Here is a 24,503-nt window from a genome sequence, read left to right as displayed (position 1 = left end):
GGCCTGGCCCTGGCGGCCGAGCCGCTGGTCATGCTGCTTTATGGCCCCAACTGGATCGGCTCCGCCCCGCTGCTGCGCTGGACCGCGCTGGGGGAGATCTTCTTCGTCGCCGTCCCGCTGCAAATGGACGTGCCCCTGCTGCTGGGCCAGATCCGAAAGCTCGTCTGGGTCAACCTGCTCGACACGTCGGCCGCCGTGGTGATCCTCACCGCAGGCTGCTTCATCAGCCTCGACGCCGCAGGCATGAGCCGCGTGATCTACGGCTTCGTCTGGTGGGCGATCTACGCGGTCTATCTCGGCCGGCTGATCGGCTTCCGCTTCGGGGCCTTGATGAACGTCTACGTCCGCAGCGGTATCTGCGCACTGGCCGCGGGCGTGCCGCTGATGATCGCACGCTGGCAAGGCATGGAGCTGGGCCTGCTCGCCCTGCTGGTGCTCAGCGCCACCGGCGTTCTCGCCTGGCTGGCGGCCCTTGCGGCGACGCGCCATCCGGCCTGGAAGGAAGTGCGCATGATGGCCGAGGCGCTGTCCCGCCCGATCCTGTCGCGCCGGGCGGGCTGACCGGCCGTGAGAATGGCCTACCTGCTGCTCGCCCACGATGCGCCGGAGCAGCTCGAACGCCTGATCGAAACGCTGCTGGCCGCGAGCGCCGAGGATTTCGCGGTGATCCACGCCGACCGGCGCTCGGCGCTCTGGCACGCCTTGCGCAAGCGCCTGCCCGGTCCCGCCGGACGCGTGCATCTGGTGGCGGACCCGGTCGCCGTGCGCTGGGGTCACTGGAGCCAGGTGGCCGCCACCGCGAAACTGGTACGAGAGGCGACCCGCCTCGGCTGTGAGCGCGCCCATCTGCTCAGCGGCACCGACTGGCCGGTGGCCGCCCGCGCGGACATGGCGCGCGCGCTGGGGGCGAACCTCTGCCATGTCGAACTGCGGCCCGGCCACATGGCCGAGCGCATGCAGACTTATCGTTTCGACACCCGCTGGCTGCGGCTCGACCCCGCGCGGGACCGCCTCGCATATGCCGCCACCTGGGAGCTTCGCCGCCTGGCGCGCTGGCTGGACCGCACGCGCGGCAAGCTGGGACGCGAACGCGCGCAGCCCTTCGGGACCTGGGCCTATGGCTCGCAGTGGTGGTCGCTTCCCGCCGATGCGCTCGACATGCTGGCCCGCGAGCTTCCGCCGCTGCTGCGGAGCGGCCGCCTGAAGGGCACGCTCTGCAGCGACGAACATGTCGTGCCCACGCTGGTCGCGCATTTCTTTCCCGACCGGATCGCCGCCAACCAGCGCTTCGTCCGTTTCCCGCAAGGTTCGTCCAGCCCGCGGCTGCTCGGCGCGAGGGACCTCGCGGAAGTGGCCGCGAGCGATGCCTGGTTCATGCGCAAGGTTTCGGCGGCGCACGACCCGTTCTTCCTCGATTCCCCTGCACTGCCGCATGCGCCGGAACGGGACGGCGGCCATGCGGAAACATTGGTGTCGCCCCGGCGCGAGTGATATGATCGACCCTGCGACATCCGCAAAATAGCGGTGCGCAGGAGAGAACGATGCCAGGAGCAGCCCTCGGGCTGACGCTCATCTTCGCCGAAGTGGCGATCCTGGGCGCACAGCCTCTCCCCCCGCCGTCCCAGCCGATCGCGGTCCAACTGCCGCAACCGGTCCCGAAACAGCCCGGCCCGCAGCATTTCGACAGCGATATGGATGCGCCGATCCAGGGCCAGGCCGACGATGACGACCGCATGACCGTCTCGGTGGGCGTGGAGGGCCGCGGCCCCTACAACTTCCTCATCGACACCGGCTCGCAGACCACGGTGGTGTCTTCCGCGCTGGCGGGAAAGCTGGGACTGGTTCCGGGGCCGATCGTGCGGGTCATCAGCATGGGCGGCATGAGCAGCGTCGCCACCGCCCGGCTCGACTCGCTCGACATCGGGCTCAAGTCCTATTCGGGCCTCACCGTGCCCCTGCTCGAACGCCAGCACATCGGCGCGGACGGGATCGTCGGCACCGATAGCCTGCAGGACCAGCGGGTCGTGCTCGACTTCACGAAGAACACCATCGCCATCGGCGATGCGCAAAGCCTGGGCGGCAGCAGCGGCTACGAGATCATCGTGCGCGCCCGCAAGAAGGCGGGGCGGCTGATCATGACCAACGCCCTGATCGACGGTATCCGCGCCGATGTGGTGATCGACACCGGGGCCAGCTCCACCATCGGCAACCTCGCCCTGCAACGCGCCATCCGCGACAGGTCCACCGGCCAGACCACCCTGCTCTCCGTGACGGGCCACGAGCTTCCTGCGGGCCTCGGCCTCGCCCGCAAGCTGCAGATAGACGACGTGAACATCTCCAACGTGCTGATCGCCTTCGCCGATGCGCCGGCCTTCAAGGAGCTGAACTTGCGCAAGCGGCCCGCCATCTTCCTGGGCATGCGCGAACTGCGGGTGTTCAAGCGGATCGCCATCGACTTCTCCACCCGGCGCATCCTGTTCGACATGCCCAAGGGGTCCTGAGCGGCTGGATTATGCCCGAATCGGGCGTAACGCCCTGCCCGCGGCCGCAGATTGGCCCGGTGCGCAGTGCCTCGCGCCCACCCGTCACGGGCCCCTGTCACGGGCCCCTGTCACGTCGCCGCGATTGTCTATTGGCGCCGGCACCCTAAATAGCGCCGATGCCGCCAGACACCGCCGTCACCGATTCGCGCGCCCGCCACGATGGCTGGCGCACCCTGCTGCGCTTCATGCCTTATCTCTGGCCCGTCGGAAATCCGGTGCTGCGCTGGCGGATCGTCTGGGCCTGCGTGTTCATCCTGCTGTCCACCGCGACGCAGCTGGCGCTGCCCTACCTGATGAAATGGGCGGTAGACCTCATGGGCGCCACCGGCCCCAGGCTGGTGCAACTGGCGATGCTCATGGTGCTGGGCTATGCGGCCGGCCGCCTGATCCAGACCGCCTTCGACAACTTCCGCAACATCGTGTTCGAGCGCGTCGGCCAGGACGCGACGCGCGAACTGGCGGAGAACGTGTTCGGCCAGCTCCACCGCCTTTCGCTGCGCTTCCACCTGGCGCGCCGCACCGGCGAAGTGACCAAGACCATCGAGCGCGGCACCAAGAGCATCGACACGATGCTCTACTTCATGCTGTTCAACATCGCGCCCACGATCCTGCAACTCGTGGTCGTGGCCGTGATCTTCTACATCAATTTCGGCCCCGGCCTCGTGATCGCGACGGCCCTGGCCATCGCCGCCTATATCTGGGTGACGCGCACGATCACCGAATGGCGCACCAAGCTGCGTGAACAGATGAACCGGCTGGACGGGCAGGCGCTGGCGCGGGCGGTGGACTCGCTGCTCAACTACGAGACGGTGAAGTATTTCTCGGCCGAGCATCGCGAGCAGGAACGCTACGCGCAGGCGACGCGGGCCTATGCCGTGGCGGCAGTGAAGAGCGAGAATTCGCTGGGACTGCTCAATATCGCGCAAGGCGTGGTGGTGAACCTGCTGATGGCCGGCGCGCTCGGCTATACCGTGTGGGGCTGGTACAACGGGCAATATACCGCCGGCCAGCTCGTCTTCGTGCAGACTTACCTGACGCAGCTGTTCCGCCCGCTCGACATGCTGGGCATGGTCTATCGCACGATCCGGCAGGGCCTGATCGACATGGCGGAGATGTTCCGCCTGCTCGACGAACCGCAGGAAGTCTCGGACAGGCCCGGCGCCCCGGCGCTGGTGATCCAGCGGCCCTCGATCGTGTTCGACAACGTGGTCTTCGGCTACGAGCCCGACCGCCGCATCCTCAAGGGCCTGACGTTCGAAGTTCCGGCGGGCCAGAACTTCGCCGTCGTCGGTCCCTCCGGCGCGGGCAAGTCCACGCTCGCGCGGCTGCTGTTCCGTTTCTACGATCCGCAGGAAGGCCGCATTCTCATCGACGGCCAGGACATCGCCGGCATCACGCAGGAATCGCTGCGCGCCGCCATCGGCATCGTCCCGCAGGATTCGGTGCTGTTCAACGACACCATCGGCTACAACATCGGCTACGGCCGTGACGACGCGGTTCAGGCGGACATCGAATCGGCCGCTCGCGGCGCGGCGCTGATGGGCCTGATCGACCGCCTCCCGCAAGGCTTCGCCACGGAAGTGGGCGAGCGCGGCCTCAAGCTCTCGGGCGGCGAGAAGCAGCGCGTCGCCATTGCCCGCACGCTGGTGAAGAACCCGCCGATCCTGCTGCTGGACGAGGCGACATCCGCGCTCGACACCCGCACCGAGCAGGACATCCTGGCCACGCTGCACCGCGTCTCGGAAAACCGCACGAGCCTCTCGATCGCGCACCGCCTGTCGACGATCTCGGATTCGGACCGGATCCTGGTGCTCAACGACGGCCGCCTGTCCGAAAGCGGCACCCATGCCGAACTGCTGCGGCAGGACGGTCTCTATGCCGAGATGTGGGCCCGTCAGGCGGCGGAAGCCGAAGCGATGATCGAGGCGGCGGAATAGCGCAGGGCGGGCAGGAACCTTGCCCGCCCTCGCGGGTTGCGCAAGGGTCCAATCCTCCGGAGCCTGCCCGCGTGAAGATCCCACCGATGTCCGCCGTCCTCCTGCACATGGCGGCCCTGGCTCCCCTGATCCCTGCGGCTGTGATCGCCGGCCCGGTTCTCGCGCAGGAGGAGCCCGCGCCGGTTCGCCCGGTGGCGGCCGTCTCCGCCGAGAAGGTACAAGTCACTCTCCCCGATGGCGCCATTCGCGATCAGGCGCCCCGACCGGACTGACCCCGAACCGCTCTTCCCACGCTGCGCCCTGAAGGCGCAGGCATCCCTCGTTTCCCTTCCCGAAAAGCCCCGGGCCGACCTTCGGATTGCCCCTCACCGCAAGATCCGGAAAAATGCCCGCCACCGGCCGGCATCCGGCGCGGATTCGATCGGCAGGGAAAAGATGCTCGCCACCACCGACCCGTTTGTCAGGCACTTCGTCCAGCCGGTGCCCCGGCGCGAGCCGGTTGAAGTGCGGCTCTTCGCCGGCGAGCGCCGCCTGACGCTGGAAGTGGGCCGGCCGATGGACTTCCGCGCGCTGACCCTGCTGTCGGAACGGACCTGCTCGAAACGATCCGCCGATCTCGCCGGCTTCGGTCCCCGCGCGCTGGCCAAGCGCACGATCGGCCGGTGGGGCAAGCCGATCGACGCGGGCCTGTTCCTCGACACCCGCCACATAGAGCCCAACAACGTCTCGCACCTGCTGATGGACATCGTCCCGCTGTGCCTTTCCGCCCGGCGCGTGGTGGGGGACGCCGCGTTCGTGTTCCGCCCGCTACAGCCGGCGTTTCGCGAGCTGCTCCTGCAATTCGGGATCGATCCGCTCTGCACCTATCGGCCGGTGTCGGGCGAGAAACTCAGCTTCCGGCTGGCGCGCGGGCTGTCGCAGTTCGGGATCGAGGCGCATTTCGACGCGCCGCTCTACAGCTATACCGGCGAAGTCTACACCGACCACGGCGCCGCGCCATCAGGCCGCCGCAAACTGTTCGTTTCCCGCCGCGGCCCAAGGTCGCCCCTCAACGCGGCGCAGCTGGACGCCATGCTCGCGGCCCGGGGCTTCACCGTGGTCTACATGGAAGATCACGCGATCCCGGACCAGATCGCACTGATGCAGGAGGCCGACGACATCGTCGCCATCCACGGGGCAGCGCTGGCGTATCTGGCGCTGAAAGCCCGCACCTCCCGGGTGATCGAGATCATGCCGCCCAGCGTCTATCACGATCACTTTCCCATCGGGATCGGGCACAAGGTGGACCGCTATGTCCAGCTGATCCCGAGCTTCGACGAGAATGTCCAGTATCAGGGCTGGGCCGAAATCTACCGGCACAAGCAAAGCCCGTTCCATGTCGATCTGGCGCAGCTTGAGGAGGCGCTGGATGAAAGCGCTCCTGGCGCAGGCGGCCGGGAAGCCGGCAAGGCCGCGGCGGCTCACCCCATCGCCATGGGCGCCTGAAAGCGCCTCGGTCTGGGCTCAGTCCTTGACGACGTCGGCCTCGTGCCAGACCACGGCCTGGGCCGCCTTCATGCAGTTTTCTGCGGTATCCCACGACAGCGACGGCGAGCCATAGAGCCGCCATCCCTGCGCCAGTGCTTCGGACACACGCTCGCAGAAGGCACGGTCGTCAGCTCCGGTGAGCAGGCGGTAGATCGGGCGGTCCTCGGGGGTCTGGTACATCCTGGTAACTCTCTTTCGCTAGAGCGTTTCTACCGGGAGGATTCACCCGCTGGCCCGGAAAACGCGGCAAACCACGCCGCTGGAGCAGTCCGGCCGGTAGGTCGGATCGGAAACTGCTCCAGCGAATCAGATGCCTAACCACTCCAGCCCCGCTGGCAAGTCCCCAGCCGCGTAATCGACCTGGAGCACGCGCCTGCGCCGCCCCGGCCGCGCCGCATGGGACGCGTGGAGGATCGGCGTGCGATAGAGCCAGACATCGCCCGGCTCGGCCAGGCAGGCATGGATCGGCGCTTCGTCCACGACGGCCCCGATCCTGTCGACCGCAATGCGGCCGAGCCGGTGAGAGCCCAGCGCCACCAGCAGGGGCGCATTGTCCTCGTCCACCGGATCAAGGTGAATCCGCAAGGTCATCATGGCTTCGATCACCGCGAAGGGCGGTTCCACATGGTCGATCCCCTGCTTCACCGTCCATGGCCCGAACCCCGGCGCCTCGGCGCGGCTGCGCAGGGCGATGGTCCGATCCTGATGCCAGCCGAGCGACCAGTCCGCCCGGTCGTTCTTGTCGAACAGCACGGCCCTTACCGGCTTCCCGGGCCAGCTTCGGTGCCGGGCGACGATGGCGCCGATCGGCCCGCTGGGCGACAGTATCTCGGCCAGTTCGGGATCCCCGGCGATGCGGCATCCCGCGCGGCCATCCGGCCACTTCGCCAGCACGTCCTGCAAGTCCTTCAGGATCGGAAGCGCGCCGCCAGGACAGAGACAGGCCCCATCGCGCGCCAGATCGAGCGCCAGGTCAGCTGCCCTCGGTGCGGCCAGGTCGGGTTCGATCACCCCGGATAGCGCTCGAATTCCGGCAATTCGCCCATATGCTGCATCCAGCCCACGCGTTCAGCCACCTGGATATGGGCCTGGGGCGGGAGAGCGTCGGGATCGTCGAGCGTAGCGACCTGGATGTCGACGAGACCGGGAAGATAGGCTTCGTTCGTATAGGAAATGCCCGTGCCGCAGCGGGGGCAGAAGTGGCGCATGGCGCTGCCGCTGGAGTTGTAGGCCGACGGGTTTCCGGCTGTCAGCGCGAAGTCCGACGTCTTGAAAGCCGCCCAGGCCACGACCGGCGCGCCGGAGGACTTGCGGCAATCGGCGCAGTGGCAGAGCGCGACGTGTTCCGGCTCTCCGTCCACGACATAGCGCACGTCACCGCACTGGCATCCACCTTCCAACTTCATCGCGAATCTCCCTCTGATGCGGGGGAGGCTAATCGATTTGGCGGAACATTCAAGGAACAACTGAAGTCGTCCCGGGCCGGACCCGGGACGACGGTCTGGTCAGAGAATGTACTTCGAAAGGTCGGCGTTTCCGGCCAGGCCTTCCAGCTTCTCGCGAACGTAAGTCCGGTCGATGACCACGGTTTCGCCCTTGCGGTCCTCGGCCTCGAAGCTGAGTTCCTCCAGGAGCTTTTCCATCACCGTCTGCAGGCGGCGGGCACCGATGTTCTCCACGGTCTCGTTCACCAGCGCGGCGATGCGGGCGACTTCCTGCACGGCGTCAGTGGTGATCTCCACCGTCACTTCCTCGGTTTCGAGCAGCGCCTTGTACTGCGCCACCAGGTTCGCGCGGGTTTCCGAAAGGATGCGCACGAAGTCTTCCTCGGTCAGCGCCTTCAGCTCCACGCGGATCGGCAGGCGTCCCTGGAGTTCGGGCAGCATGTCGCTCGGCTTGGCGACGTGGAAGGCGCCGCTGGCGATGAAGAGGACATGGTCGGTCTTCATCGGACCGTACTTGGTGGCGACGGTGGTGCCTTCGATCAGCGGCAGCAGGTCACGCTGCACGCCTTCGCGGCTCACCGAGCCGCCGCGCACGTCGGAAACGGCGATCTTGTCGATCTCGTCGAGGAAGACGATGCCGTTGGTCTCGGCATTGGCGAGCGCCGTGCGGGCGACATCGTCCTGGTCCATGCGCTTTTCCGACTCTTCGTCGACCAGCTTGTCCCAGGCGTCGGGCACTTTCATCTTGCGGCGCGTCAGCTTCTGGCCGCCGAACTTGCCCATGATGTCCGACAGGTTGATCATGCCGACCGAGCCGCCCATGCCCGGGATCTCCATCGGCGCCGAGGGCGTGTCCTCGACTTCGATCTCGACTTCGGTTTCGTTCATGGCGTTTTCGGTGATGCGCTGGTGGAACGAGGCGCGGGTGGCCTCGGATGCGCCCTCGCCGACCAGGGCATTGAGCAGGCGCTCCATCGCGGCCTTGGAGGCAGCCTCACGCACCGAATCGCGGCGGCGGTCCTTTTCGAGGCGAATGGCCTCTTCCACGAGATCGCGGGCGATCTGTTCCACGTCGCGGCCGACATAGCCGACTTCGGTGAACTTGGTCGCTTCCACTTTCACGAAAGGCGCATCGGCCAGCTTGGCCAGGCGGCGGCTGATCTCGGTCTTGCCGCAGCCCGTCGGGCCGATCATGAGGATGTTCTTCGGCGTCACCTCGTCGCGCAAGTCGAGCGAGAGCTTCTGCCGGCGCCAGCGGTTGCGCAGCGCCACGGCGACGGCCTTCTTCGCCTCGCTCTGGCCGATGATATGCGCGTCGAGCGCGCGGACGATGGCCTTGGGGGTCAGGTTGTCTTTCATGGTGTCCTGGAAGCTCAGATGGTCTCGACCGTCACGCGGTCGTTTGTGAAGACGCAGATGTCGGCGGCGACGGCCATGGCGCGGCGCGCGATCTTCTCGGCGTCGTCCTCGTAGCTGTCGATGGCGCGCGCGGCGGCAAGGGCGTAGTTGCCGCCGGAGCCGATCGCGGTGATCTGGCTTTCGGGGCCGCCTTCGGGCTCCAGCACGTCGCCATTGCCGGTGAGTACCAGCAGGGTATCGGCATCGGCCACGATCATCAGCGCTTCGAGATTGCGCAAGTACTTGTCCGTACGCCAATCCTTGGCGAGTTCGACGGCCGCGCGCATGAGCTGGCCGCGGTGCTGCTCCAGCTTGCGCTCCAGCCGTTCGAACAGGGTGAAGGCGTCGGCCGTGGCGCCGGCGAAGCCCGCGATCACCTTGCCGTCGCCGATGCGGCGCACCTTGCGCGCATTGGGCTTCATCACCGTGTTGCCCATGGAAACCTGACCGTCACCGGCGATGACGGTCTTGTCGCCCTTCTTCACACCGATGATCGTCGTACCGTGCCACTGGATCAGGCCGTGGCTAGCCCCGCTATTATCCATGCCGCGGGATATATGTCGGCATTCTCAGGGTTCAAGCGGGTAAGGCGCAACCACCCGCGCGCCCGAAACAACAAAAAACGTCCGCGAAACCGATATGCGGTCTCACGGACGTTTTGCAGGCGATCTCGTGACCGCCCTCTCTCCGTCTGGAATCAGCTGCCGTTCGGTCCGGGGCCCGTGGGCTGGGTGCCGGCACCGCCCATGCCGCCAGCGCCAACGGCGCCGATGTTGCCGAACAGGTCTTCCAGCAACCCGCGGTGACGGCCGAGGGTCGGCGTGGTGTCGCCGTTCGGGTTGATGCGGGCCACCTGCTCCATGCCGCGCTTGTCGACGCCGACGACATTGCCGGCCGGATCGAAGCGCACGCGCAGCACGGTCTGCTCCGAGGTCTGCGGACGGCGGAACGGCGGGGTCTTCACCGTCTGCGAGATGTAGTAATAGTCCTTCTCGCCGAATTGGCTGACGAACGTGGGGCGGCCGAGCGTCTTTTCCACCGAGAGGCGGTTGTCGATGCCGGGCTGCACCGAATCGAGCAGCGTCTGGTCGATCAGGTAACCGCGATGGTCGCGGACCGACGTGCATCCTGCCGTCAGCGCAGCCAGCGCCAGCGCGATGCCTGCCGCCTTAGCCATGTGACCGTAACTGCGCATTTTCCCACTCCATTCGGGGCCGAGGCCTGGTTCGGGCATTGCCACCCGGCGCAGGGCCCATATATCGGCCAGATAACGGCACCGAGCCTTAGAGCCCGCCAGCCCGTCACGCAATGGGCGTTGGGGCAGGTCGATTGAATTGCCGATGAACGAAAGGTCAGACTGTCCGTGTCCTTGCTTTCCCGTCTCGTCGGCAAGAGTTCCGACCCTCGCGCAGAAGTCCGTCCGCTCTGGCACCGGGTGGTGGAGATCGCCCGCGAAAAGCCCTGGTATGCGCAGTTCGGCGTGGCCGATACCGTGGCCGGCCGCTTCGATGCGGTCACGCTGGTGCTGGCGCTCGTCATGCTGCGGATGGAACGGGACGGCGCGCTCATCACCCCCTCGGTCCATCTGACCGAGCTGTTCGTGGACGACATGGACGGCCAACTGCGCCAGTCCGGCGTGGGCGACCTGGTGGTGGGCAAGCGCATGGGCAAGCTGATGAGCGTGCTCGGCGGCCGCATCGGCGCGCTTCGTGAAGCGCTGCCGCAAGGCGGCGCAGCGCTGGCCGAAGTCCTCGGCCGCAACGTGACGCTGATCGAGGGCGCCGACCGCCTGGCCCTTGCCGCCCATGTGAAGGCGCTGGCGCTCCAGCTCGACGCCGTTTCCGATCCCGACCTCATGAACGCGAGCATTGCGCGATGACCGACACCCCTGCCTTCAAGCCCGAATTCTCCCGCAGCCTCGACATCCGCCAGGCCGAAGTCAAAGCCGCCCACCGCGTCGAGGCCGACGCGGCCGAGCGCGCCGCGCTGGCGGCGCGTTTCGGTCTCGTGCGGATCGACCGGCTCGCCGCCGACATCGAACTGGAACGCCGCGACCGCAAGGTCGAAGGGCGCGGCCGGATCAAGGCGGACTACATCCAGGCCTGCGCCGTTTCGGCCGAGGATATCGCCGTATCGCTGGACGAGCCGGTCTACTTCCGCTTCGTTCCCCAGGCCGGCGATCATACGCCGGACGAGGAAATCGAACTCGATTCGGACGATTGCGACGAAGTCGAATATACCGGCAGCCATATCGACCTCGGCGAAGCGGTGGCGCAGAGCCTTGCGCTGGCCATCGATCCGTTCCTGACCGGGCCGGAAGCCGATGCCGCGCGCAAGGCCGCCGGAATCGGCACGCCCGAAGACAGCGGCCCTTTCGCGGCGCTTAAGGGCCTTGGCCTGAAGGAGTGACTGGCGCCGGGGGACGCCCGGCCGGGAAGAATCCGAAGGGTTTCGACCGAAATGCGGCCACCTGCCGCCGTGGGAGCGCGGAGATTGCGCTCAGGATTTCCTTCCGGTGACGGAACGCCTTGATCGCTGGCGTATTTCCCCGCAAGCGGGAGGTTCCGCTCTCCTTTCCTGGCAGGCCCATGCATTCACCCTTCCCGCAGACCGATCCTGCCCAGCAGATTCTCGGCAGTTCTTCCCTGCGAACCCGGTCGCGCCCCGGTCTCGATCCCAAGACGACGTTCGGCCTCGCGATCGCCATCCTGTTCTTCCTGGCCAGCGGGACGGTGGCTTACCTCAATGTGCGCGTGCTGCGCGACGATGCCGCCAGGATCGTCCATTCGCACGAAGTGATCGTGTCGCTGAACGGCCTGCTTTCGGCGGTGCAGGATGCCGAGACCGGGCAGCGCGGATACCTGCTGACCGGGCGGGAGAGCTATCTCGACCCTTACCGCAGCGCGCTGGCCGATGTCGGCGGGCAGCTTGAGACGATCACCGCGCTCACCCGCGACAATCCCGATCAGCAGAGCCGCCTCCAGCCGCTGCGCCGCCATATCGATGCCAAGCTGGCCGAGCTGAAGGAGACCATCGAGGCGCGCAGGAACGGCGGCCTCGAAGCCGCGCTGCTGCTGGTCGCCTCGGATCGCGGCAAAGTGGAGATGGACGCGGTCCGCAGCCAGCTCGCGCAGATGCAGCTGGAAGAGGCGCGGCTGCGGCAGGAGCGGCTCACGGAAATGGAGCAGGCCTACAAGTCGGCCTGGGCGAGCGGCGTGGCCTCCTGCCTCCTGGGCATCGTCCTGACCCTGGTGATCGGCTTCCTGATCCGCCGCGCAGCGATTGCCGCGGGGCAGCGCGAGTGGCTGCAATCCGGCCAGGTCGGCCTGGCCTCCGCCGTGCTGGGCGACCAGCCGGTGGAGCAACTGGGCGAGAGCATCCTGGCCTTCCTGGTCCGCTTCGTGGGCGCGCAGGCAGGCGCGGTGTTTTCCGGGGACGGCCATCACTTCCGCCGGGTCGCGGCTTACGGCGTGCCCGAGGATGCGGGCATCGTCGAGCGCTTCTCGCTGCGGCAGGGCCTGCTGGGGCAAGTCGCGGCGGATGGCGAGCCGGTGCTCCTGGCCGACATTCCCGACAGCTACCTCACCATCGGCTCCACTTTCGGCAGCGACAAGCCGCGCCATCTGCTGATCGCCCCGGTCGTGGCCGACGAAACGGTCCACGGCGTGATCGAGCTGGGCTTCCTCCAGCCGGTGGACGACCAGGTCCTGACGTTCCTGCGCGAGATTTCCAACGCGGCGGGCGTCGCGCTGCGCTCGGCCCGCTACCGCGCCGACTTGCAGCACCATGCCGAGGAACTTCAGGTCCAGAGCGAGGAACTGCGCGTCTCCAACGAAGAGCTGGAAGAACAGGGCCGCGCCTTGCGCGAATCGCAAGTGCGGCTGGAGCACCAGCAGGTCGAGCTGGAACAGACCAACTCGCAGCTGGAGGAACAGGCCCAGCAGCTTGAGCACCAGCGCGACGATCTGGCCCGCTCGAATGCCGTGGTCGAACTGAAGGCGCAGGAGCTGGAGCAGGCCAGCCGCTACAAGTCCGACTTCCTGGCCAACATGAGTCACGAATTGCGCACGCCGCTCAATTCGCTGCTGATCCTCTCCAAGCTGCTGGGCGACAATCCGCGCGCCAACCTCTCGGGCGAGCAGGTGCAATATGCCCGAACCATCGAAGCGTCCGGCAACGACCTGCTGGCGCTGATCAACGACATTCTCGACCTTTCGAAGATCGAGGCCGGGCATTTGCAGATCCGGCCCGAGACGGTGCTGCTGGACCGGCTCGCCAGCGACATGCGGCAGGTCTTCCAGCCGGTGGCGCAGACGCGCGGGCTGGACTTCGAGATCCGCATCGCCCCGGATTGCCCCGCCACGCTCGATACCGACCGCCAGCGCCTGGAGCAGATCCTCAAGAACCTGCTGTCCAACGCCTTCAAGTTCACCGAGGCGGGCAGCGTGCGGCTGGAGATCGCGCCGGACGGCGACGATGCCCTGCTGCTGGCCGTCACCGACACCGGCATCGGCATTCCCGAAGATCAGCAACGCGCCATTTTCGAGGCGTTCCGGCAGGCGGACGGCACGGTGAACCGCAAGTACGGCGGCACCGGCCTTGGCCTTTCGATCTCACGCGAGCTGGCCCGCCTGCTGGGCGGCGCGATCTCGCTGGCGAGCGTGGCCGGAAAGGGCAGCCGCTTCACCTTGCGCATGCCGCTCGCCCATGACCCGGCGCAGGCCGGGCCGGGCAGCGCGAGTGCCCTTGCACCGGCGCTGCCCTCGGTCTTCGCGCCCGCCCCTTCCGGCATGCCGCAATTCACCGCGTCCCAGTTCGCGGCGTCCCCCCAGCCGGCCCCGCCCGCGCCTCCTGCCGGGCGCGCTCCGGCCGCGGCCGTCCTGCCGCGCCCGGTCGAGGACGACCGCGACACGGCCGCCATGGCCCAACGCGTCCTGCTGGTGGTCGAGGACGATTCCTCCTTCGCGGGCATCGTGCGCGACATGGCGCGGGAGATGGGCTTCCAGTGCCTCGTTTCCGGCACCGCCGAAGAGGCGCTGCAACTGGCGCGCAGCTTCCGTCCCCATGCCGTCGTGCTGGACATCGGCCTGCCCGACCAGTCCGGCCTCGCCCTGCTCGACCGCCTGAAACGAGATGTCGAGACGCGCCATATCCCGGTCCACGTCGTGTCGGGTTCCGACCATACGCAGACCGCCCTGTCGCTGGGCGCCATCGGCTATCTGGTGAAACCGGTGAAGCGCGAGGATCTTTCGGCCGTGCTCCAGGCCCTGGCCGCCAAGCTCGATTCCTCCACGCGCCGGGTGCTCATCGTCGAGGACGACCCCGTCCAACGCGACGCCGTGGCGCGACTGCTGACTTCGGGCGATGTCGAAACCGTGGCCGCCGCCACTGCCGCCGAATGCCTGGAGCTGCTGGCCAGCCAGACATTCGATTGCATGGTGCTGGACCTCGCCCTGCCCGATGCCAGCGGATTCACCCTGCTGGAAACCCTCAGCCGCGAGGGCGCCTATGCCTTCCCCCCGGTGATCGTCTATACCGGCCACGATCTGACGCCGGACGACGAGCAACGCCTGCGCCGCTATTCGGATTCGATCATCATCAAGGGCGCCCGCTCGCCCGAACGCCTGCTCGACGAAGTGTCGCTGTTCCTGCACCAGGTCGTCACCGAAATGCCGCCCGAGCAGCAGAGCATGATCCAGCAGGCCCGCAACCGCGACGCGATCCTCGAAGGGCGGCGCATCCTGGTGGTGGAGGACGACGTGCGCAACGTCTACTCGCTCACCAACATCCTCGAACCGCAAGGCGCGGTGGTGGAGATCGCGCGCAACGGGCAGGAGGCGATCGACGCGCTCGACCGCTCCTCCGGCGATGACGGCCGCCGCATCGACCTGGTGCTGATGGACGTGATGATGCCGGTGAAGGACGGGCTCACCGCCACGCGCGAAATCCGCCAGGACCCGCGCTGGGCCAAGCTGCCGATCATCACCCTGACCGCAAAGGCCATGCCCGACGACCAGGAACGCTGCATCGAGGCCGGCGCCAACGACTACATGTCCAAGCCGCTGGACGTGGACAAGCTGCTCTCGCTGGTCCGGGTCTGGATGCCCCGATGAAGCACGGCGCGGGACGATCGTGATGGAGAACGACAGGATCCAGGAGGAGAAGATCGAGGATATCGAGATCCGCCTCCTGCTGGAGGCCCTCTACAGCCGTTACCACTACGATTTTCGGGGCTACGCCCAGGCCTCGCTGAAACGGCGCTTGCGGCAGGCCCGCGACCAGCTCGGCCTGCCGACGTTCTCGGCGCTGCAGGACCGGATGCTGCGCGATCCCGCCATCGTCACGCGCCTGCTCGGCTTCCTGACCGTGCAGGTCAGCGAACTGTTCCGCGATCCCGCCTATTTCCGCGCCATTCGCGAGAAAGTCGTGCCGCATCTGCGCACCTACCCTTCGCTGAAAGTCTGGATCGCGGGGTCCAGCACCGGCGAGGAACTCTATTCCTTCGTCATCCTGTTCCGCGAGGAAGGGCTGGAGGACCGGACGCTGTTCTACGCCACCGACATCAGCCAGGAAGCGCTGGACGCCGCCGCGCGCGGCATCTACCCGCTCGACCGGATCCGGGCCTTTACCGAGAACCACCAGCTTTCGGGCGGAAAGTCCTCGCTCTCCGACTATTATTCCACCGCCTATGGCCGCGCCGTCTTTGACAAGAGCCTGCGCGACCGCGTGGTCTTTTCCGACCACAGCCTGGTCACCGATGCCGTCTTTGCAGAGATGCACCTGATCTCGTGCCGCAATGTCATGATCTATTTCGACCGGGAATTGCAGGACCGCGCGGTGGGGCTGTTCCGGGAATCGCTGGCACGCAAGGGCTTCCTGGGGCTGGGCGCGCGGGAAAGCCTGCGCTTCTCGCAATATGCCGGTGCCTTCAGCGCTTTCGTGCGCGAGGAGAAGATCTACCAGAGGCGCGATCCATGACCGAAAGCGCCCCGAGCGCGCCGCGTGCGGTGGTCATCGGGGCTTCGGCCGGCGCGGTGGAAGCGCTGCTGCATGTGCTGCCGCAGCTTCCGCGCGGCTATCCGCTGCCGGTGCTGGTCGTCGTCCATGTCCCGCCCCAGCGTCGCAACGTGCTGGCCTCGCTCTTCGCGGCCCGCTGCCCGCTCGACGTGCGCGAGCCCGACGACAAGGAACCGGCCGCGCCGGGCACGATCCTCTTCGCCCCGCCGGACTATCACATGCTGGTGGAGGCGGATCGCACGATCTCGCTTTCGGTGGAGGGGCCGGTGCAGTTTTCCCGCCCCTCGATCGACGTGCTCTTCGAAAGCGCCGCCGATGCCTATGGCCCGGGGCTGATCGGCGCCGTGCTCACCGGCGCCAACCATGACGGCGCCGAGGGCCTGGCCGCTGTGGCCGCGGCCGGAGGCATGGCCATCGTGCAGGACCCCGCACAGGCCGCCTATCCGGTCATGCCCGAGGCCGCCCTGGCCCTGACGCCGCACGCCGAGCGGCTGACCCTGGACGGGCTGGTGCGCCGCCTGCTGGCCGCCGGCGAACGGGCTTCCGGAAATCAGGCCGGCGAAATCAGCCGGTAGGCGCCGCCCATCAGCCGCGTCACTTCCTCGCTGCTCAGGACATATTGCGGCTCGTAGCCCAGGCCCGAGCGCCTGGTGCGCCGCCAGTGATCGACGTAGAGGCCTTTGTCCGGTCCGAACACCGAATGGACGTGGCGCGCCAGTTCGGCCGGGCAGTTGGCGGAAGCAGCCTCGCGGAAGATGGCGATATCGGTCACGTAAGGCCCGACCATGACCCAGACGTGCCCGCTCCAGTGCAGGTCCTCGGCGCCGAACACGGCGGGGCCGTCCACCGGCTCGCGGCGGCCATGAACCGGCGTTCCATCCACCGAGAGCACCCCGGCCACCACCTGCACGGGCGCCGAAAGGTGCCGTTCGAGCTGTACCGCCAGCGCCGCGCTCAGCCAGGCAGAAGCCGCGCGATCTTCGCTCGCGGCCTTGGGAAAGACTTTCAGGATCTCCACCGCGCAGGCCGCCAGCCGGGCCTTGTCGGCATCCGGCATCTCGTAGGCCTTGAACGCCTTGGCCGCGGCCCAGCCGTGCTGCGCGGCCACCAGCGTGCCGAGCTGGATCAGGTCTTTTGCGCCTATCATCTGAAAACCGTCATCCGAAAATTCCTGCTGGTCGTGCCCGGGGCCTGTCCGAAACCTGCCACACAGGGCCGATCCCGGTCCCCGGGCGGCCACTGGCCCGGCCCCTTAAAGGAGCTTGGCAACCAGGCCAAGCACGGTTTCGCCAGGGCGCGCCCAGCGCCGCGTAAACAGCGGCGCCCCTCCGGCACGCACCGATCATGACATTTCCCGTTCACCCCTTGCCCGCGCCCCTGCCGGGATGCGATCAGCGAAGGTCAACCTTCTGTATCCGCCCCCTGAATTTCGCCCCTTAAACCTGCCCCTGAAACTTGAAAGAATCATCATGCGCGCGCTTCGCCTTCCGGCCCTGACATTGTCCCTGGCCGCCGCCCTTTCGGCACCCGCGGGCGCGCAAGTGAAGGACAGCCATGGCAACGAACTCCATGTCGGCAGCCCGCTGAAGCCGGTGGCCGACTATGACGGCGGCACCGTCAGCAAGGGCCGCCCGGCGCAATGCGTGCTGGACGGCGATCCGCGCAAGGTCTGCACGTTCTATCCCCGCAACGGCGACGGCAGCTTCGCCATCGACGTGGAAGGCCGGGCCTACTACGCGGACAAGACCGCGCCGAACCGCATCACGGTGGACTACGACAACGGCGCGCGGATGGTGCCGCAAGGCGCCTTCACGCGCAGCCCGCGCGATCCCGCCTGCTGGGTCCAGGGTGCCAGCCGCAAGATTTGCGTCTATTGAAGGCGCGCCGGGCGGCCGGCGTTCCCGCGCCGGCCGCAGCGACGCCCAGTCAATGCCAGAGGTTGGTGCGCGCCAGATCGACCAGTTCGTCGCCGCGCCCGCTCATCACCGCCCGCAGCATGTAGAGCGTGAAGCCCTTGGCCATCTCGGCATTGATCTTGGGCGGGATCGGCAACTCGGTCCGGGCGACCACGGCATCGACCAGCACCGGACCGTCATGGGCCAGCGCCTCGGCCAGGCCGACTTCGACGTCGGCCGGGTCTTCCAGCCGGATTCCCTTGATGCCGATCGCCTCGGCCATGGCCGCGAAGTTCGGATTGTCGAGTTCGGTGCCGAAAGGCAGGAAGCCGGTGGACTTCTGCTCCACTTCCACGAAGCCCAGCGTGCCGTTGTTGAAGACCACGATCTTGGCGGGAAGGCGGTACTGGCGCAGCGTCAGCAGGTCTCCCATCAGCATGGCGAACCCGCCGTCTCCCGATAGCGAGATCACCTGCCGACCGGGAAAGGCGCATTGCGCGCCCAGCGCCATCGGCATGGCATTGGCCATGGAGCCATGCCAGAGCGAGCCGATCAGCCGCCGCTTCCCGTTCATCCGCAAGTAGCGCGCCGCCCATACCGTGGGCAGGCCGACATCGAAGGTGAAGACGGCATCCTCGGACGCCAGGTCGCTGAGCGCCTTGGCCACTTGCTGCGGATGGATCGGCGTCTTGCCCGGCTTGCCTTCGGCCAGCCCGTCCAGGTCCTTGCGGGTACGGCGATAGTGCTCGACCGCCTTGTCCAGATGCTTGCGGTCCGGCTTGTCCGGCAGGCGCGGCAGCAGCGCGCGGATCGTCGCCCCCACGTCTCCCACCACGCCCAGGTCCAGAGAGGCCCGGCGGCCGAGCTGGCCGGGCCGGATGTCGACCTGCAGGGTCCGCACATCGGAGCCGGTGGGGTAGAACTGGCGATAGGGAAAGTCCGTGCCCAGCATCAACAGGATGTCGGTATCCATCATCGCGTAGTAGCCCGAGGAAAAGCCGATCAGCCCGGTCATGCCCACGTCGTAGGGATTGTCGTACTCGACGTGCTCCTTGCCCTTCAGCGCGTGGACGATCGGCGCTTTGAGCTTTTCCGCCAGGGCCAGGAGTTCGTCGTGCGCGCCTTCGCAGCCCGAGCCGCAGAGCAGGGTCACGCGCTTGTCCGGCTCCAGCATGGCCGCCAGGGCATCGAGCTGCGCCTCTTCGGGCACGACCACCGGCGGCTTGGGCAGCAGGCCCAGCGGCTTGGGCCAGGCCTCGTTGGCGGCGGGCTTCAGCGCCACGTCTCCGGGGATGACCAGGACGGAGACGCCCCGCTCGCCGATGGCGGTGCGGATCGCGATTTCCAGGCTGCGCGGCATCTGCGAAGGATCGGAAACCAGCTCGCAGTAATGGCTGCACTCGCGGAACAGCTCCTGCGGATGGGTTTCCTGGAAATAGCCCGAGCCGATCTCGGGCGAAGGAATCTGGGCGGCGATGGCCAGCACCGGCACGCGCGAGCGGTGGCAGTCGAACAGGCCGTTGACGAGGTGCAGGTTGCCCGGTCCGCAGCTTCCCGCGCAGACCGCGATGCTGCCGGTCAGGTGAGCCTCGGCGCCGGCGGCGAAGGCGGCCACTTCCTCGTGGCGAACATGGATCCATTCGATCCGGCCATGGGCGCGGATGGCATCGGTCAGCCCGTTGAGGCTGTCACCGACCACGCCGTAGACTCGTTTGACACCGGCGGCTTCCAGCGTGGCAATGAATTGTTCGGCAACGTTCCTGGCCATGTTTCACCTCGTGTCGGGACATCGAATGGGGCACCGAAGGGTTCAAACCCCTCTCCTGGCGAAGGGTGCCCACGAAGCTGACAGTTTTCGGCGCCTGCGCAACCATGCCAAGGTATGACGTGCCGTCCCCTCAGCTCCGCCCGATTGGGCTCTTTCGGGGATTTTTCGCCCGGACGTGCGGGACTTGCGCCTTGCCGGGAAACCAAACGGCTCGTCGGCGCTTAGGCCCACATGGATGCAGCGGCGCAGATCGATGTGCAGGACCATGCACGGGAAGAGACGGGGCATCGCCGCCCGGGCAAGCGGCCGGACCGCACCCGTCTGCTGCGCATCCTGCGCAATGTGCTGATCGCGATCGTCGCGCTGGTCTTCGCGGCCTGGCTGGTCCTCTTCATCACCAAGGGCCGGTTCCTGAAGCACCCCTTCGAACGCATTGCCAGCTCGGCCGCCGGGCGGCAGGTAAGGGTGGGCGGAGACTTCCAGCTCTACTTCGCACCGCTGCGCATCAAGTTCCTGGCTGACGGCCTGAGCGTCTCCAACCCGGAATGGGCGGGCCGCCCGCAGATGTTCGCCGCCCGCCATATCGAGGCGCGGATCGCCCCGCTTTCATTGCTGTTCGGCCGTCGCCACGTTCATACGCTGGACCTTCAGGGCGGCGCCGTGGACCTCGAATGGGACAAGGCCCATGGCCGCAACAGCTGGACTTTCGGCAGCGGCGGCGGGGGCAAGCCCTTCGAGTTCCCCCGGATCGACCGCGCCACCATATCGGACACCCGCGTCCGCTATCTCGACCCGCAGATGCCGCTGCTTGCCAATCTCGTGGTCGATCCCGTCACTTCCACCGATGCCAGGATCGGCAAGGCCGTCTCGCTGCGCGGCGACGGCACCTTGCGCAGCACCCCGTTCCGCGTGAGCGCCCGGCTGCTCTCCCCCGACGCCACCGTCAATCGCGGCAGCAACGCCCTGGAACTCACGGCCTGGGCGGCGAACAACCAGGTCGACGTCTCGGGCACCCTGCCCTCCATCGCCGATTTCGAGGACGTGCCGCTCAAGGTCCGCGCCCGCGGGCGCGACTTGTCCGAACTGCTGGGCATCATCGACGTCGCCATTCCCCAGACCCGCCGCTACGCACTGAAAGCGCAGCTGGTGAAGGACGGGGAGACCTATCGCTTCACCGGCATGACCGGCACGTTCGGCCAGTCCGACCTTTCGGGCAAGCTGACGGTGACCAATGCCGAGCGGCTGCGGCTGGATGCCGTGCTGGCGACCAGGCGGCTGGACATCGTTGATGCCGCGCCGTTCATCGGCTACAACCCGGACATCGTGGCATCGAAAGGCGCCGTGGCCGCGGCCGCCGCCACCGGCGCGGGCGCCCAACGCGTCCTGCCGGACGCCGCCCTGCCGGTGGAGACGATGCAGCGCTTCGACGCCGGGCTGGACTGGAAGGTCGGCGTGGTCCGCTCACGCAATGTGCCGGTGCAGAACATCGCCCTGAAGCTCTCGCTCGACCGGGGACGACTGGCCCTGTCGCCGCTGACATTCTCGATGGCGCGCGGCGATGTCGCCTCGGATCTGGTGTTCGACACGCGTCAGCGCCCCTCGGCCGTAAGCTACGATATTCGCCTCAAGTCCACGCCGATGGGCCGTCTGCTGGCCGGCTACGGCGTGGTGGAATCAGGCACGACCGGCACGATCGGCGGCCGCATCAAGCTGGAAGGCCGCGGCGACACGATCCACGATTCGCTCGCTTCGGCATCGGGCCGGATCGCCTTCATCATGCCCCGCGGCACGTTCTGGACGCGCAACGTGCAGCTGGCCGAGCTGGACCTCGGCACATTCGCCTCCAAGATGTTCGAGGGCAAGCTGAAGAAGCCCGTCCAGCTCAACTGCGGCCTGGTGGCCTTCACGGTGCGAGGCGGCACGGCGGCGGCCGACCCGATCCTGATCGACACGTCGAAAAACGTCATCACCGGGCGCGGCGGCTTCAGCTTCGACACCGAGGCGCTCGACATGGGCTTCCGCGCGGACGGCAAGAAGTTCAGCCTGTTTTCCGGGCAGTCGCCTGTCGGCATCGGCGGCCGCTTCGCCAAGCCCTCCCTCCAGGTCATCAGCCCGCAATTGCTCGGCCGCGCCGGGGTGGGCCTTGGACTGGCCGTGGCGGCGACGCCGGTGGCGGGCCTGCTCGCCTTCGTGGACGTGGGCGATGCCAAGTCCGCCGCTTGCGGCCCGGTGCTGTCGGGCGCCAATGCGCAGTCCCAGCGCACCGCCAAGGGCAAGCCGCGCGACGACGTCGGCTCCGGCCGTCCCGACAAGAACGACTGACTTTCCACCGCCGCGATAACGCCGCTCGGAACGGACGTGAACCGGAACGGGCGCGCTCTGGCCGGCTTCGCCCACGCGAACACATCCCGCTTGCACAGGGCGCACGCCCCGGCTAGCTCATCGCGTCCGCCATTTCCGCAAGGAGGGCGGGTAATGATCGCGCTGGTGCCTCGAAAGAGGCTTAATAGGGAACACGGTGAGAGAGGCTTCCTCTTGAATCCGAGGCTGTCCCTGCAACTGTAAGCGGTGAGCGCGATGCACATCACGCGGCGGGGCAATGCCCCCTGCCGCAGCCACTGGGCCGGACGCTAAATCCTGCGAGGCCTGGGAAGGCCGTGCATCGAGCGATGACCCGTGAGCCAGGAGACCTGCCAGCGTACGGTCGCTCTTGCTTTGGTCCAGGGGATGGCCGGGGCACGGTGATTTTTCCGTCTGAGCGACGAACCAGCGGCAAGGGCCGCACGGTGCGCTGAGCGGTCGTCCCGAATCCGGGCGCCCGGCCGGTCGACGCGCCGGTCGTTCGCGGGCCTGGGTTCGCGAGTGGCAGACCCTTGCCAAAAGCTCGCTTGGCGCCCGGCAGGGGAATGAAATGAAGATCGCAACCGTTTCGCACGCGGCGCTTGCCGCGGCGCTGACTCTCGCCTGCGCCGCGCAGGCCCGGGCCGCGGATGGCGGGAAGGTCGAGGGCCGGAAGTTCGAAGGCCAGGAGGCCGATGCCGCAGAGGCGGATGGCCCTTCGATCGTCGTCACCGGGCAGAGCCTGGAAGAGACGCTGCCGCAGGAACTCTCCCGCTACGGCAACGACGTCGTCACCGTCGATGAACGGCAGATCCGCAACAGCGGCGCGGTGGACGTGACCAAGGCGCTGGACCAGGTACCCGGCCTCTACGTGCGTGGCCGCAATGGCCCATTCACTTACGTCGACGTCTCGCTGCAGGGTTCGCGCACGCAGGACGTGCTCTGGACGATGGACGGCATCCGCCTCAACAACCGCCTGTACGGCAGCACCTCGCCCAACGACACGCTGCCCGCCAGCATGATCGAGCGGATCGAGGTCCTGCGCGGCGGAGAGAGCCTGTTCTACGGCACCCAGGCTTCGGCCGGAGTGATCAACGTGGTGACGCGCAGCTTTTCCGACGATCCGGGCGGCCAGGTCAATGCCTCGGTCGACAGCTGGGGCGGCACGACCCTGGACGGCTATGCGCGCGGCGCCCTGGGCGACCACCGCTTCGTGGCCTATGCCTCGCACAATCGCTCGGAAGGCTACCTGCCCTACAGCGCCTATCAGCCCAGCCTCACCGACCGGCACCTCGGCTACGACTTGTGGTCGGCCGGGCTCAAGTACCAGTACGCGCTGGCGCCGGATCTCGCACTCAACGCGCAGTACCAGCATACCGAGGCGAAGCTCGACAACTTATCCCCCACCCGCATTCGCGAGAGCCGCAACGACCGGAACGAGGAAGTGGCCAGCCTGCGGCTCGACTACACCGGCAGCGACAGCGTGCAGTTCTTCCTGAAAGGCTATTTCCACGACTGGAAGACCGCCTACATCCAGATCCGCAATTCGCTGCCCGACCATCAGCCCCAGGTGATCTACCCCGCCGGCACCTTCTGGGGCTACCGCGACTGGGGCGGCAGCGCGGTGATGAAGCTGCATCTGCACCCCGGCCTGGAATACCTGCTGGGCTACGACTTCCAGAACTTCAGCGGCCGGGACGACGTGCTGCTGATCGCGCCGACCAGCGAGCAGGTCCACGCCGGGATCCTGCAGCTTCGCACCACCGACGAGATCTCGTCGAAGGGCCGCCTGGCGGCGGGCCTGCGCTACAATCGCACGGACGGCGCGCGCAAGACGATCTGGAACGTCTCGGGCCGCTACGACTTTGCCGAGGCGCTCTATCTGGAAGCCAACGGCGGTACCGCCTTCGTGCTGCCCGACGCCTCGCAGCTCTACGGCAACGACCCTTGCTGCGAGGTGGGCAATCCGAACCTCAAGGCGGAGCAGAGCCTTTCGCTCAACCTCTCGGCAGGCGGCATCCTGCCGCTGGGCGCGGCCTCGCTGGGCTGGAAGGCGACCTATTTCGACCGGCGCATCACGGACATGATCGACAGCGTCTACGACGATCCCGCCTTCCCCGGCGGCACTTACGCCAACCTCGACGGCAAGGTCCGCTCGCAAGGCGCGGAGCTGGAACTCGACGCGCGCTGGCCGGGCGGCTGGAGCATCTCGGCCAGCTACACATATGCCCGCGTGCGCGAAAAGGGCGCATCGACGCAGCTGGACCGCAACCCCAAGCAATATGCCAAGGCCGCCTTGTCCTATGCGCCCGAAGACCAGCCCTTCGGCGCGAGCCTCAACGCCAGCTGGATCGGCGATGTCTGGTCGACCGCATCCGGCGCGGGGCGGCGGAACTACGGCAACTACGCCCTGCTCGATGTCGGCGCCTATCTTTACGTCGATGGGGCGGCGCGGCGGAACCGCTTCGGCGTCAATATCGAGAACCTGCTCGACCGGGAATATGCCACGCGCGGCTACCTTTCGGCCGCGACCGACCAGGGCGTGCTCGATGGCAGCAACAGCCGCTTCCTCTATTTCAACCGGGGCGTGCCGCGCACGCTGCGGATGCAATACGGCCTGAGTTTCTGACGCC

22 protein-coding genes and 1 riboswitch (1 of these 23 only partly in view) are annotated in these 24,503 nt (G+C 67.4%); of the genes, 14 read left to right on the top strand and 8 right to left on the bottom strand.

Annotated features, from left to right (window positions below; genetic code table 11):
• From ACZ1J6_RS00825 to ACZ1J6_RS00800, 6 genes are all read left to right on the top strand, one after another.
• Positions 1 to 561, top strand: partial view of an oligosaccharide flippase family protein gene (locus ACZ1J6_RS00825; RefSeq protein WP_134096321.1) — the end only. It extends 891 nt beyond the left edge of the window; 561 of the gene's 1,452 nt are visible here — the last part of the coding sequence; the start codon falls outside the window, past its left edge; the stop codon is at positions 559 to 561.
• Between the two features lie 12 nt (positions 562 to 573).
• A complete protein-coding gene (locus tag ACZ1J6_RS00820; protein WP_465127432.1) occupies positions 574 to 1,491 on the top strand; it encodes a beta-1,6-N-acetylglucosaminyltransferase in 918 nt (305 codons plus the stop codon).
• Between the two features lie 50 nt (positions 1,492 to 1,541).
• Entirely contained in the window at positions 1,542 to 2,501 is a 960-nt protein-coding gene (locus tag ACZ1J6_RS00815) for an aspartyl protease family protein (protein WP_134096320.1), read from the top strand.
• Positions 2,502 to 2,659: 158 nt separating this feature from the next.
• Positions 2,660 to 4,480: an ABCB family ABC transporter ATP-binding protein/permease gene (locus ACZ1J6_RS00810; protein ID WP_465127366.1), complete on the top strand. Its 1,821-nt coding sequence runs from the start codon at positions 2,660 to 2,662 to the stop codon at positions 4,478 to 4,480.
• 86 nt (positions 4,481 to 4,566) lie between these two features.
• Positions 4,567 to 4,752, top strand: a complete 186-nt coding sequence (locus ACZ1J6_RS00805) for a hypothetical protein (RefSeq protein ID WP_465127365.1) — start codon at positions 4,567 to 4,569, stop codon at positions 4,750 to 4,752.
• Between the two features lie 163 nt (positions 4,753 to 4,915).
• Positions 4,916 to 5,965 carry a glycosyltransferase 61 family protein gene (locus ACZ1J6_RS00800; protein ID WP_465127364.1) on the top strand — a complete coding sequence of 350 codons (1,050 nt, stop codon included), beginning with the start codon at positions 4,916 to 4,918 and terminating at the stop codon, positions 5,963 to 5,965.
• 18 nt (positions 5,966 to 5,983) lie between these two features.
• Here the strand turns inward: ACZ1J6_RS00800 and ACZ1J6_RS00795 are convergent, their stop codons facing one another.
• From ACZ1J6_RS00795 to ACZ1J6_RS00770, 6 genes are all read right to left on the bottom strand, one after another.
• Complete coding sequence (locus ACZ1J6_RS00795; RefSeq protein ID WP_132270202.1) at positions 5,984 to 6,187, bottom strand: DUF1737 domain-containing protein; 204 nt, start codon at positions 6,185 to 6,187, stop codon at positions 5,984 to 5,986.
• Positions 6,188 to 6,313: 126 nt separating this feature from the next.
• Complete coding sequence (locus ACZ1J6_RS00790) at positions 6,314 to 7,018, bottom strand: phytanoyl-CoA dioxygenase family protein (protein WP_465127363.1); 705 nt, start codon at positions 7,016 to 7,018, stop codon at positions 6,314 to 6,316.
• Positions 7,015 to 7,413 (bottom strand): GFA family protein, encoded by a 399-nt coding sequence (locus tag ACZ1J6_RS00785; protein WP_465127362.1) that lies wholly within the window; start codon positions 7,411 to 7,413, stop codon positions 7,015 to 7,017. The genes ACZ1J6_RS00790 and ACZ1J6_RS00785 overlap by 4 nt, the downstream gene beginning before the upstream one ends.
• A 99-nt stretch (positions 7,414 to 7,512) precedes the next feature.
• The gene (gene hslU / locus ACZ1J6_RS00780) at positions 7,513 to 8,811 is read right to left on the bottom strand and encodes an ATP-dependent protease ATPase subunit HslU (protein ID WP_132270198.1); all 1,299 of its coding nucleotides are present in this window, start codon (positions 8,809 to 8,811) and stop codon (positions 7,513 to 7,515) included.
• A 14-nt stretch (positions 8,812 to 8,825) separates the two neighbouring features.
• Positions 8,826 to 9,395: an ATP-dependent protease subunit HslV gene (gene hslV, locus ACZ1J6_RS00775; protein WP_132270196.1), complete on the bottom strand. Its 570-nt coding sequence runs from the start codon at positions 9,393 to 9,395 to the stop codon at positions 8,826 to 8,828.
• Positions 9,396 to 9,547: 152 nt separating this feature from the next.
• Positions 9,548 to 10,045 (bottom strand): outer membrane protein assembly factor BamE, encoded by a 498-nt coding sequence (locus ACZ1J6_RS00770; protein WP_243654483.1) that lies wholly within the window; start codon positions 10,043 to 10,045, stop codon positions 9,548 to 9,550.
• A 168-nt stretch (positions 10,046 to 10,213) separates the two neighbouring features.
• Here ACZ1J6_RS00770 and ACZ1J6_RS00765 point away from each other — a divergent pair, with 168 nt between their 5' ends.
• The 5 genes from ACZ1J6_RS00765 (at position 10,214) to ACZ1J6_RS00745 (ending at position 16,442) form a co-directional block, all read left to right on the top strand.
• Positions 10,214 to 10,729 carry a ubiquinol-cytochrome C chaperone family protein gene (locus tag ACZ1J6_RS00765; protein WP_134096316.1) on the top strand — a complete coding sequence of 172 codons (516 nt, stop codon included), beginning with the start codon at positions 10,214 to 10,216 and terminating at the stop codon, positions 10,727 to 10,729.
• A complete protein-coding gene (locus tag ACZ1J6_RS00760; protein ID WP_314469124.1) occupies positions 10,726 to 11,259 on the top strand; it encodes a YceD family protein in 534 nt (177 codons plus the stop codon). Before ACZ1J6_RS00765 ends, ACZ1J6_RS00760 begins: the two co-directional genes overlap by 4 nt.
• A 179-nt stretch (positions 11,260 to 11,438) precedes the next feature.
• On the top strand, positions 11,439 to 14,963 hold the full coding sequence (locus tag ACZ1J6_RS00755) for a response regulator (protein WP_465127361.1): 3,525 nt from the start codon (positions 11,439 to 11,441) through the stop codon (positions 14,961 to 14,963).
• A 22-nt stretch (positions 14,964 to 14,985) separates the two neighbouring features.
• Positions 14,986 to 15,828, top strand: coding sequence for a CheR family methyltransferase (locus ACZ1J6_RS00750; RefSeq protein WP_132270188.1), 843 nt, complete (start codon positions 14,986 to 14,988; stop codon positions 15,826 to 15,828).
• Entirely contained in the window at positions 15,825 to 16,442 is a 618-nt protein-coding gene (locus ACZ1J6_RS00745) for a chemotaxis protein CheB (RefSeq protein WP_465127360.1), read from the top strand. Before ACZ1J6_RS00750 ends, ACZ1J6_RS00745 begins: the two co-directional genes overlap by 4 nt.
• Here ACZ1J6_RS00745 and ACZ1J6_RS00740 read toward each other — a convergent pair.
• On the bottom strand, positions 16,418 to 17,014 hold the full coding sequence (locus ACZ1J6_RS00740; RefSeq protein ID WP_465127359.1) for a hypothetical protein: 597 nt from the start codon (positions 17,012 to 17,014) through the stop codon (positions 16,418 to 16,420). The two genes, ACZ1J6_RS00745 and ACZ1J6_RS00740, sit on opposite strands and share 25 nt — an antisense overlap.
• A gap of 322 nt (positions 17,015 to 17,336) precedes the next feature.
• Here ACZ1J6_RS00740 and ACZ1J6_RS00735 point away from each other — a divergent pair, with 322 nt between their 5' ends.
• Positions 17,337 to 17,744 (top strand): hypothetical protein, encoded by a 408-nt coding sequence (locus ACZ1J6_RS00735; protein ID WP_465127358.1) that lies wholly within the window; start codon positions 17,337 to 17,339, stop codon positions 17,742 to 17,744.
• A 49-nt stretch (positions 17,745 to 17,793) separates the two neighbouring features.
• Here ACZ1J6_RS00735 and poxB read toward each other — a convergent pair whose 3' ends face one another.
• Positions 17,794 to 19,530, bottom strand: a complete 1,737-nt coding sequence (gene poxB, locus ACZ1J6_RS00730; RefSeq protein ID WP_465127357.1) for a ubiquinone-dependent pyruvate dehydrogenase — start codon at positions 19,528 to 19,530, stop codon at positions 17,794 to 17,796.
• A 231-nt stretch (positions 19,531 to 19,761) separates the two neighbouring features.
• On the opposite strand from poxB, the gene ACZ1J6_RS00725 reads away from it, so the two are divergent.
• The gene (locus ACZ1J6_RS00725; protein WP_465127356.1) at positions 19,762 to 21,852 is read left to right on the top strand and encodes an AsmA family protein; all 2,091 of its coding nucleotides are present in this window, start codon (positions 19,762 to 19,764) and stop codon (positions 21,850 to 21,852) included.
• A gap of 148 nt (positions 21,853 to 22,000) precedes the next feature.
• A riboswitch (cobalamin riboswitch) is annotated at positions 22,001 to 22,242 on the top strand.
• 199 nt (positions 22,243 to 22,441) lie between these two features.
• Entirely contained in the window at positions 22,442 to 24,499 is a 2,058-nt protein-coding gene (locus ACZ1J6_RS00720) for a TonB-dependent receptor plug domain-containing protein (protein ID WP_465127355.1), read from the top strand.
• Positions 24,500 to 24,503 lie beyond the last annotated feature (4 nt).

The organism is Novosphingobium sp. BL-S-21 (assembly GCF_055521655.1).
The sequence above is the reverse complement of the archived record's forward strand: the minus strand, read 5'-3'. Positions and strand labels throughout refer to the sequence as shown.

Bases quoted from the DNA above. Each gene is read 5' to 3' on its own strand.
- ACZ1J6_RS00820 (WP_465127432.1), top strand. From the start codon at position 574: ATGGCCTACCTGCTGCTCGCCCACGATGCGCCGGAGCAGCTCGAACGC.
- ACZ1J6_RS00815 (WP_134096320.1), top strand. From the start codon at position 1,542: ATGCCAGGAGCAGCCCTCGGGCTGACGCTCATCTTCGCCGAAGTGGCG.
- ACZ1J6_RS00810 (WP_465127366.1), top strand. From the start codon at position 2,660: ATGCCGCCAGACACCGCCGTCACCGATTCGCGCGCCCGCCACGATGGC.
- ACZ1J6_RS00805 (WP_465127365.1), top strand. From the start codon at position 4,567: ATGTCCGCCGTCCTCCTGCACATGGCGGCCCTGGCTCCCCTGATCCCT.
- ACZ1J6_RS00800 (WP_465127364.1), top strand. From the start codon at position 4,916: ATGCTCGCCACCACCGACCCGTTTGTCAGGCACTTCGTCCAGCCGGTG.
- ACZ1J6_RS00795 (WP_132270202.1), bottom strand. From the start codon at position 6,187: ATGTACCAGACCCCCGAGGACCGCCCGATCTACCGCCTGCTCACCGGA.
- ACZ1J6_RS00785 (WP_465127362.1), bottom strand. From the start codon at position 7,413: ATGAAGTTGGAAGGTGGATGCCAGTGCGGTGACGTGCGCTATGTCGTG.
- hslU (WP_132270198.1), bottom strand. From the start codon at position 8,811: ATGAAAGACAACCTGACCCCCAAGGCCATCGTCCGCGCGCTCGACGCG.
- hslV (WP_132270196.1), bottom strand. From the start codon at position 9,395: ATGGATAATAGCGGGGCTAGCCACGGCCTGATCCAGTGGCACGGTACG.
- ACZ1J6_RS00770 (WP_243654483.1), bottom strand. From the start codon at position 10,045: ATGCGCAGTTACGGTCACATGGCTAAGGCGGCAGGCATCGCGCTGGCG.
- ACZ1J6_RS00760 (WP_314469124.1), top strand. From the start codon at position 10,726: ATGACCGACACCCCTGCCTTCAAGCCCGAATTCTCCCGCAGCCTCGAC.
- ACZ1J6_RS00755 (WP_465127361.1), top strand. From the start codon at position 11,439: ATGCATTCACCCTTCCCGCAGACCGATCCTGCCCAGCAGATTCTCGGC.
- ACZ1J6_RS00750 (WP_132270188.1), top strand. From the start codon at position 14,986: ATGGAGAACGACAGGATCCAGGAGGAGAAGATCGAGGATATCGAGATC.
- ACZ1J6_RS00745 (WP_465127360.1), top strand. From the start codon at position 15,825: ATGACCGAAAGCGCCCCGAGCGCGCCGCGTGCGGTGGTCATCGGGGCT.
- ACZ1J6_RS00740 (WP_465127359.1), bottom strand. From the start codon at position 17,014: ATGATAGGCGCAAAAGACCTGATCCAGCTCGGCACGCTGGTGGCCGCG.
- ACZ1J6_RS00735 (WP_465127358.1), top strand. From the start codon at position 17,337: ATGCGCGCGCTTCGCCTTCCGGCCCTGACATTGTCCCTGGCCGCCGCC.
- poxB (WP_465127357.1), bottom strand. From the start codon at position 19,530: ATGGCCAGGAACGTTGCCGAACAATTCATTGCCACGCTGGAAGCCGCC.
- ACZ1J6_RS00725 (WP_465127356.1), top strand. From the start codon at position 19,762: ATGGATGCAGCGGCGCAGATCGATGTGCAGGACCATGCACGGGAAGAG.
- ACZ1J6_RS00720 (WP_465127355.1), top strand. From the start codon at position 22,442: ATGAAGATCGCAACCGTTTCGCACGCGGCGCTTGCCGCGGCGCTGACT.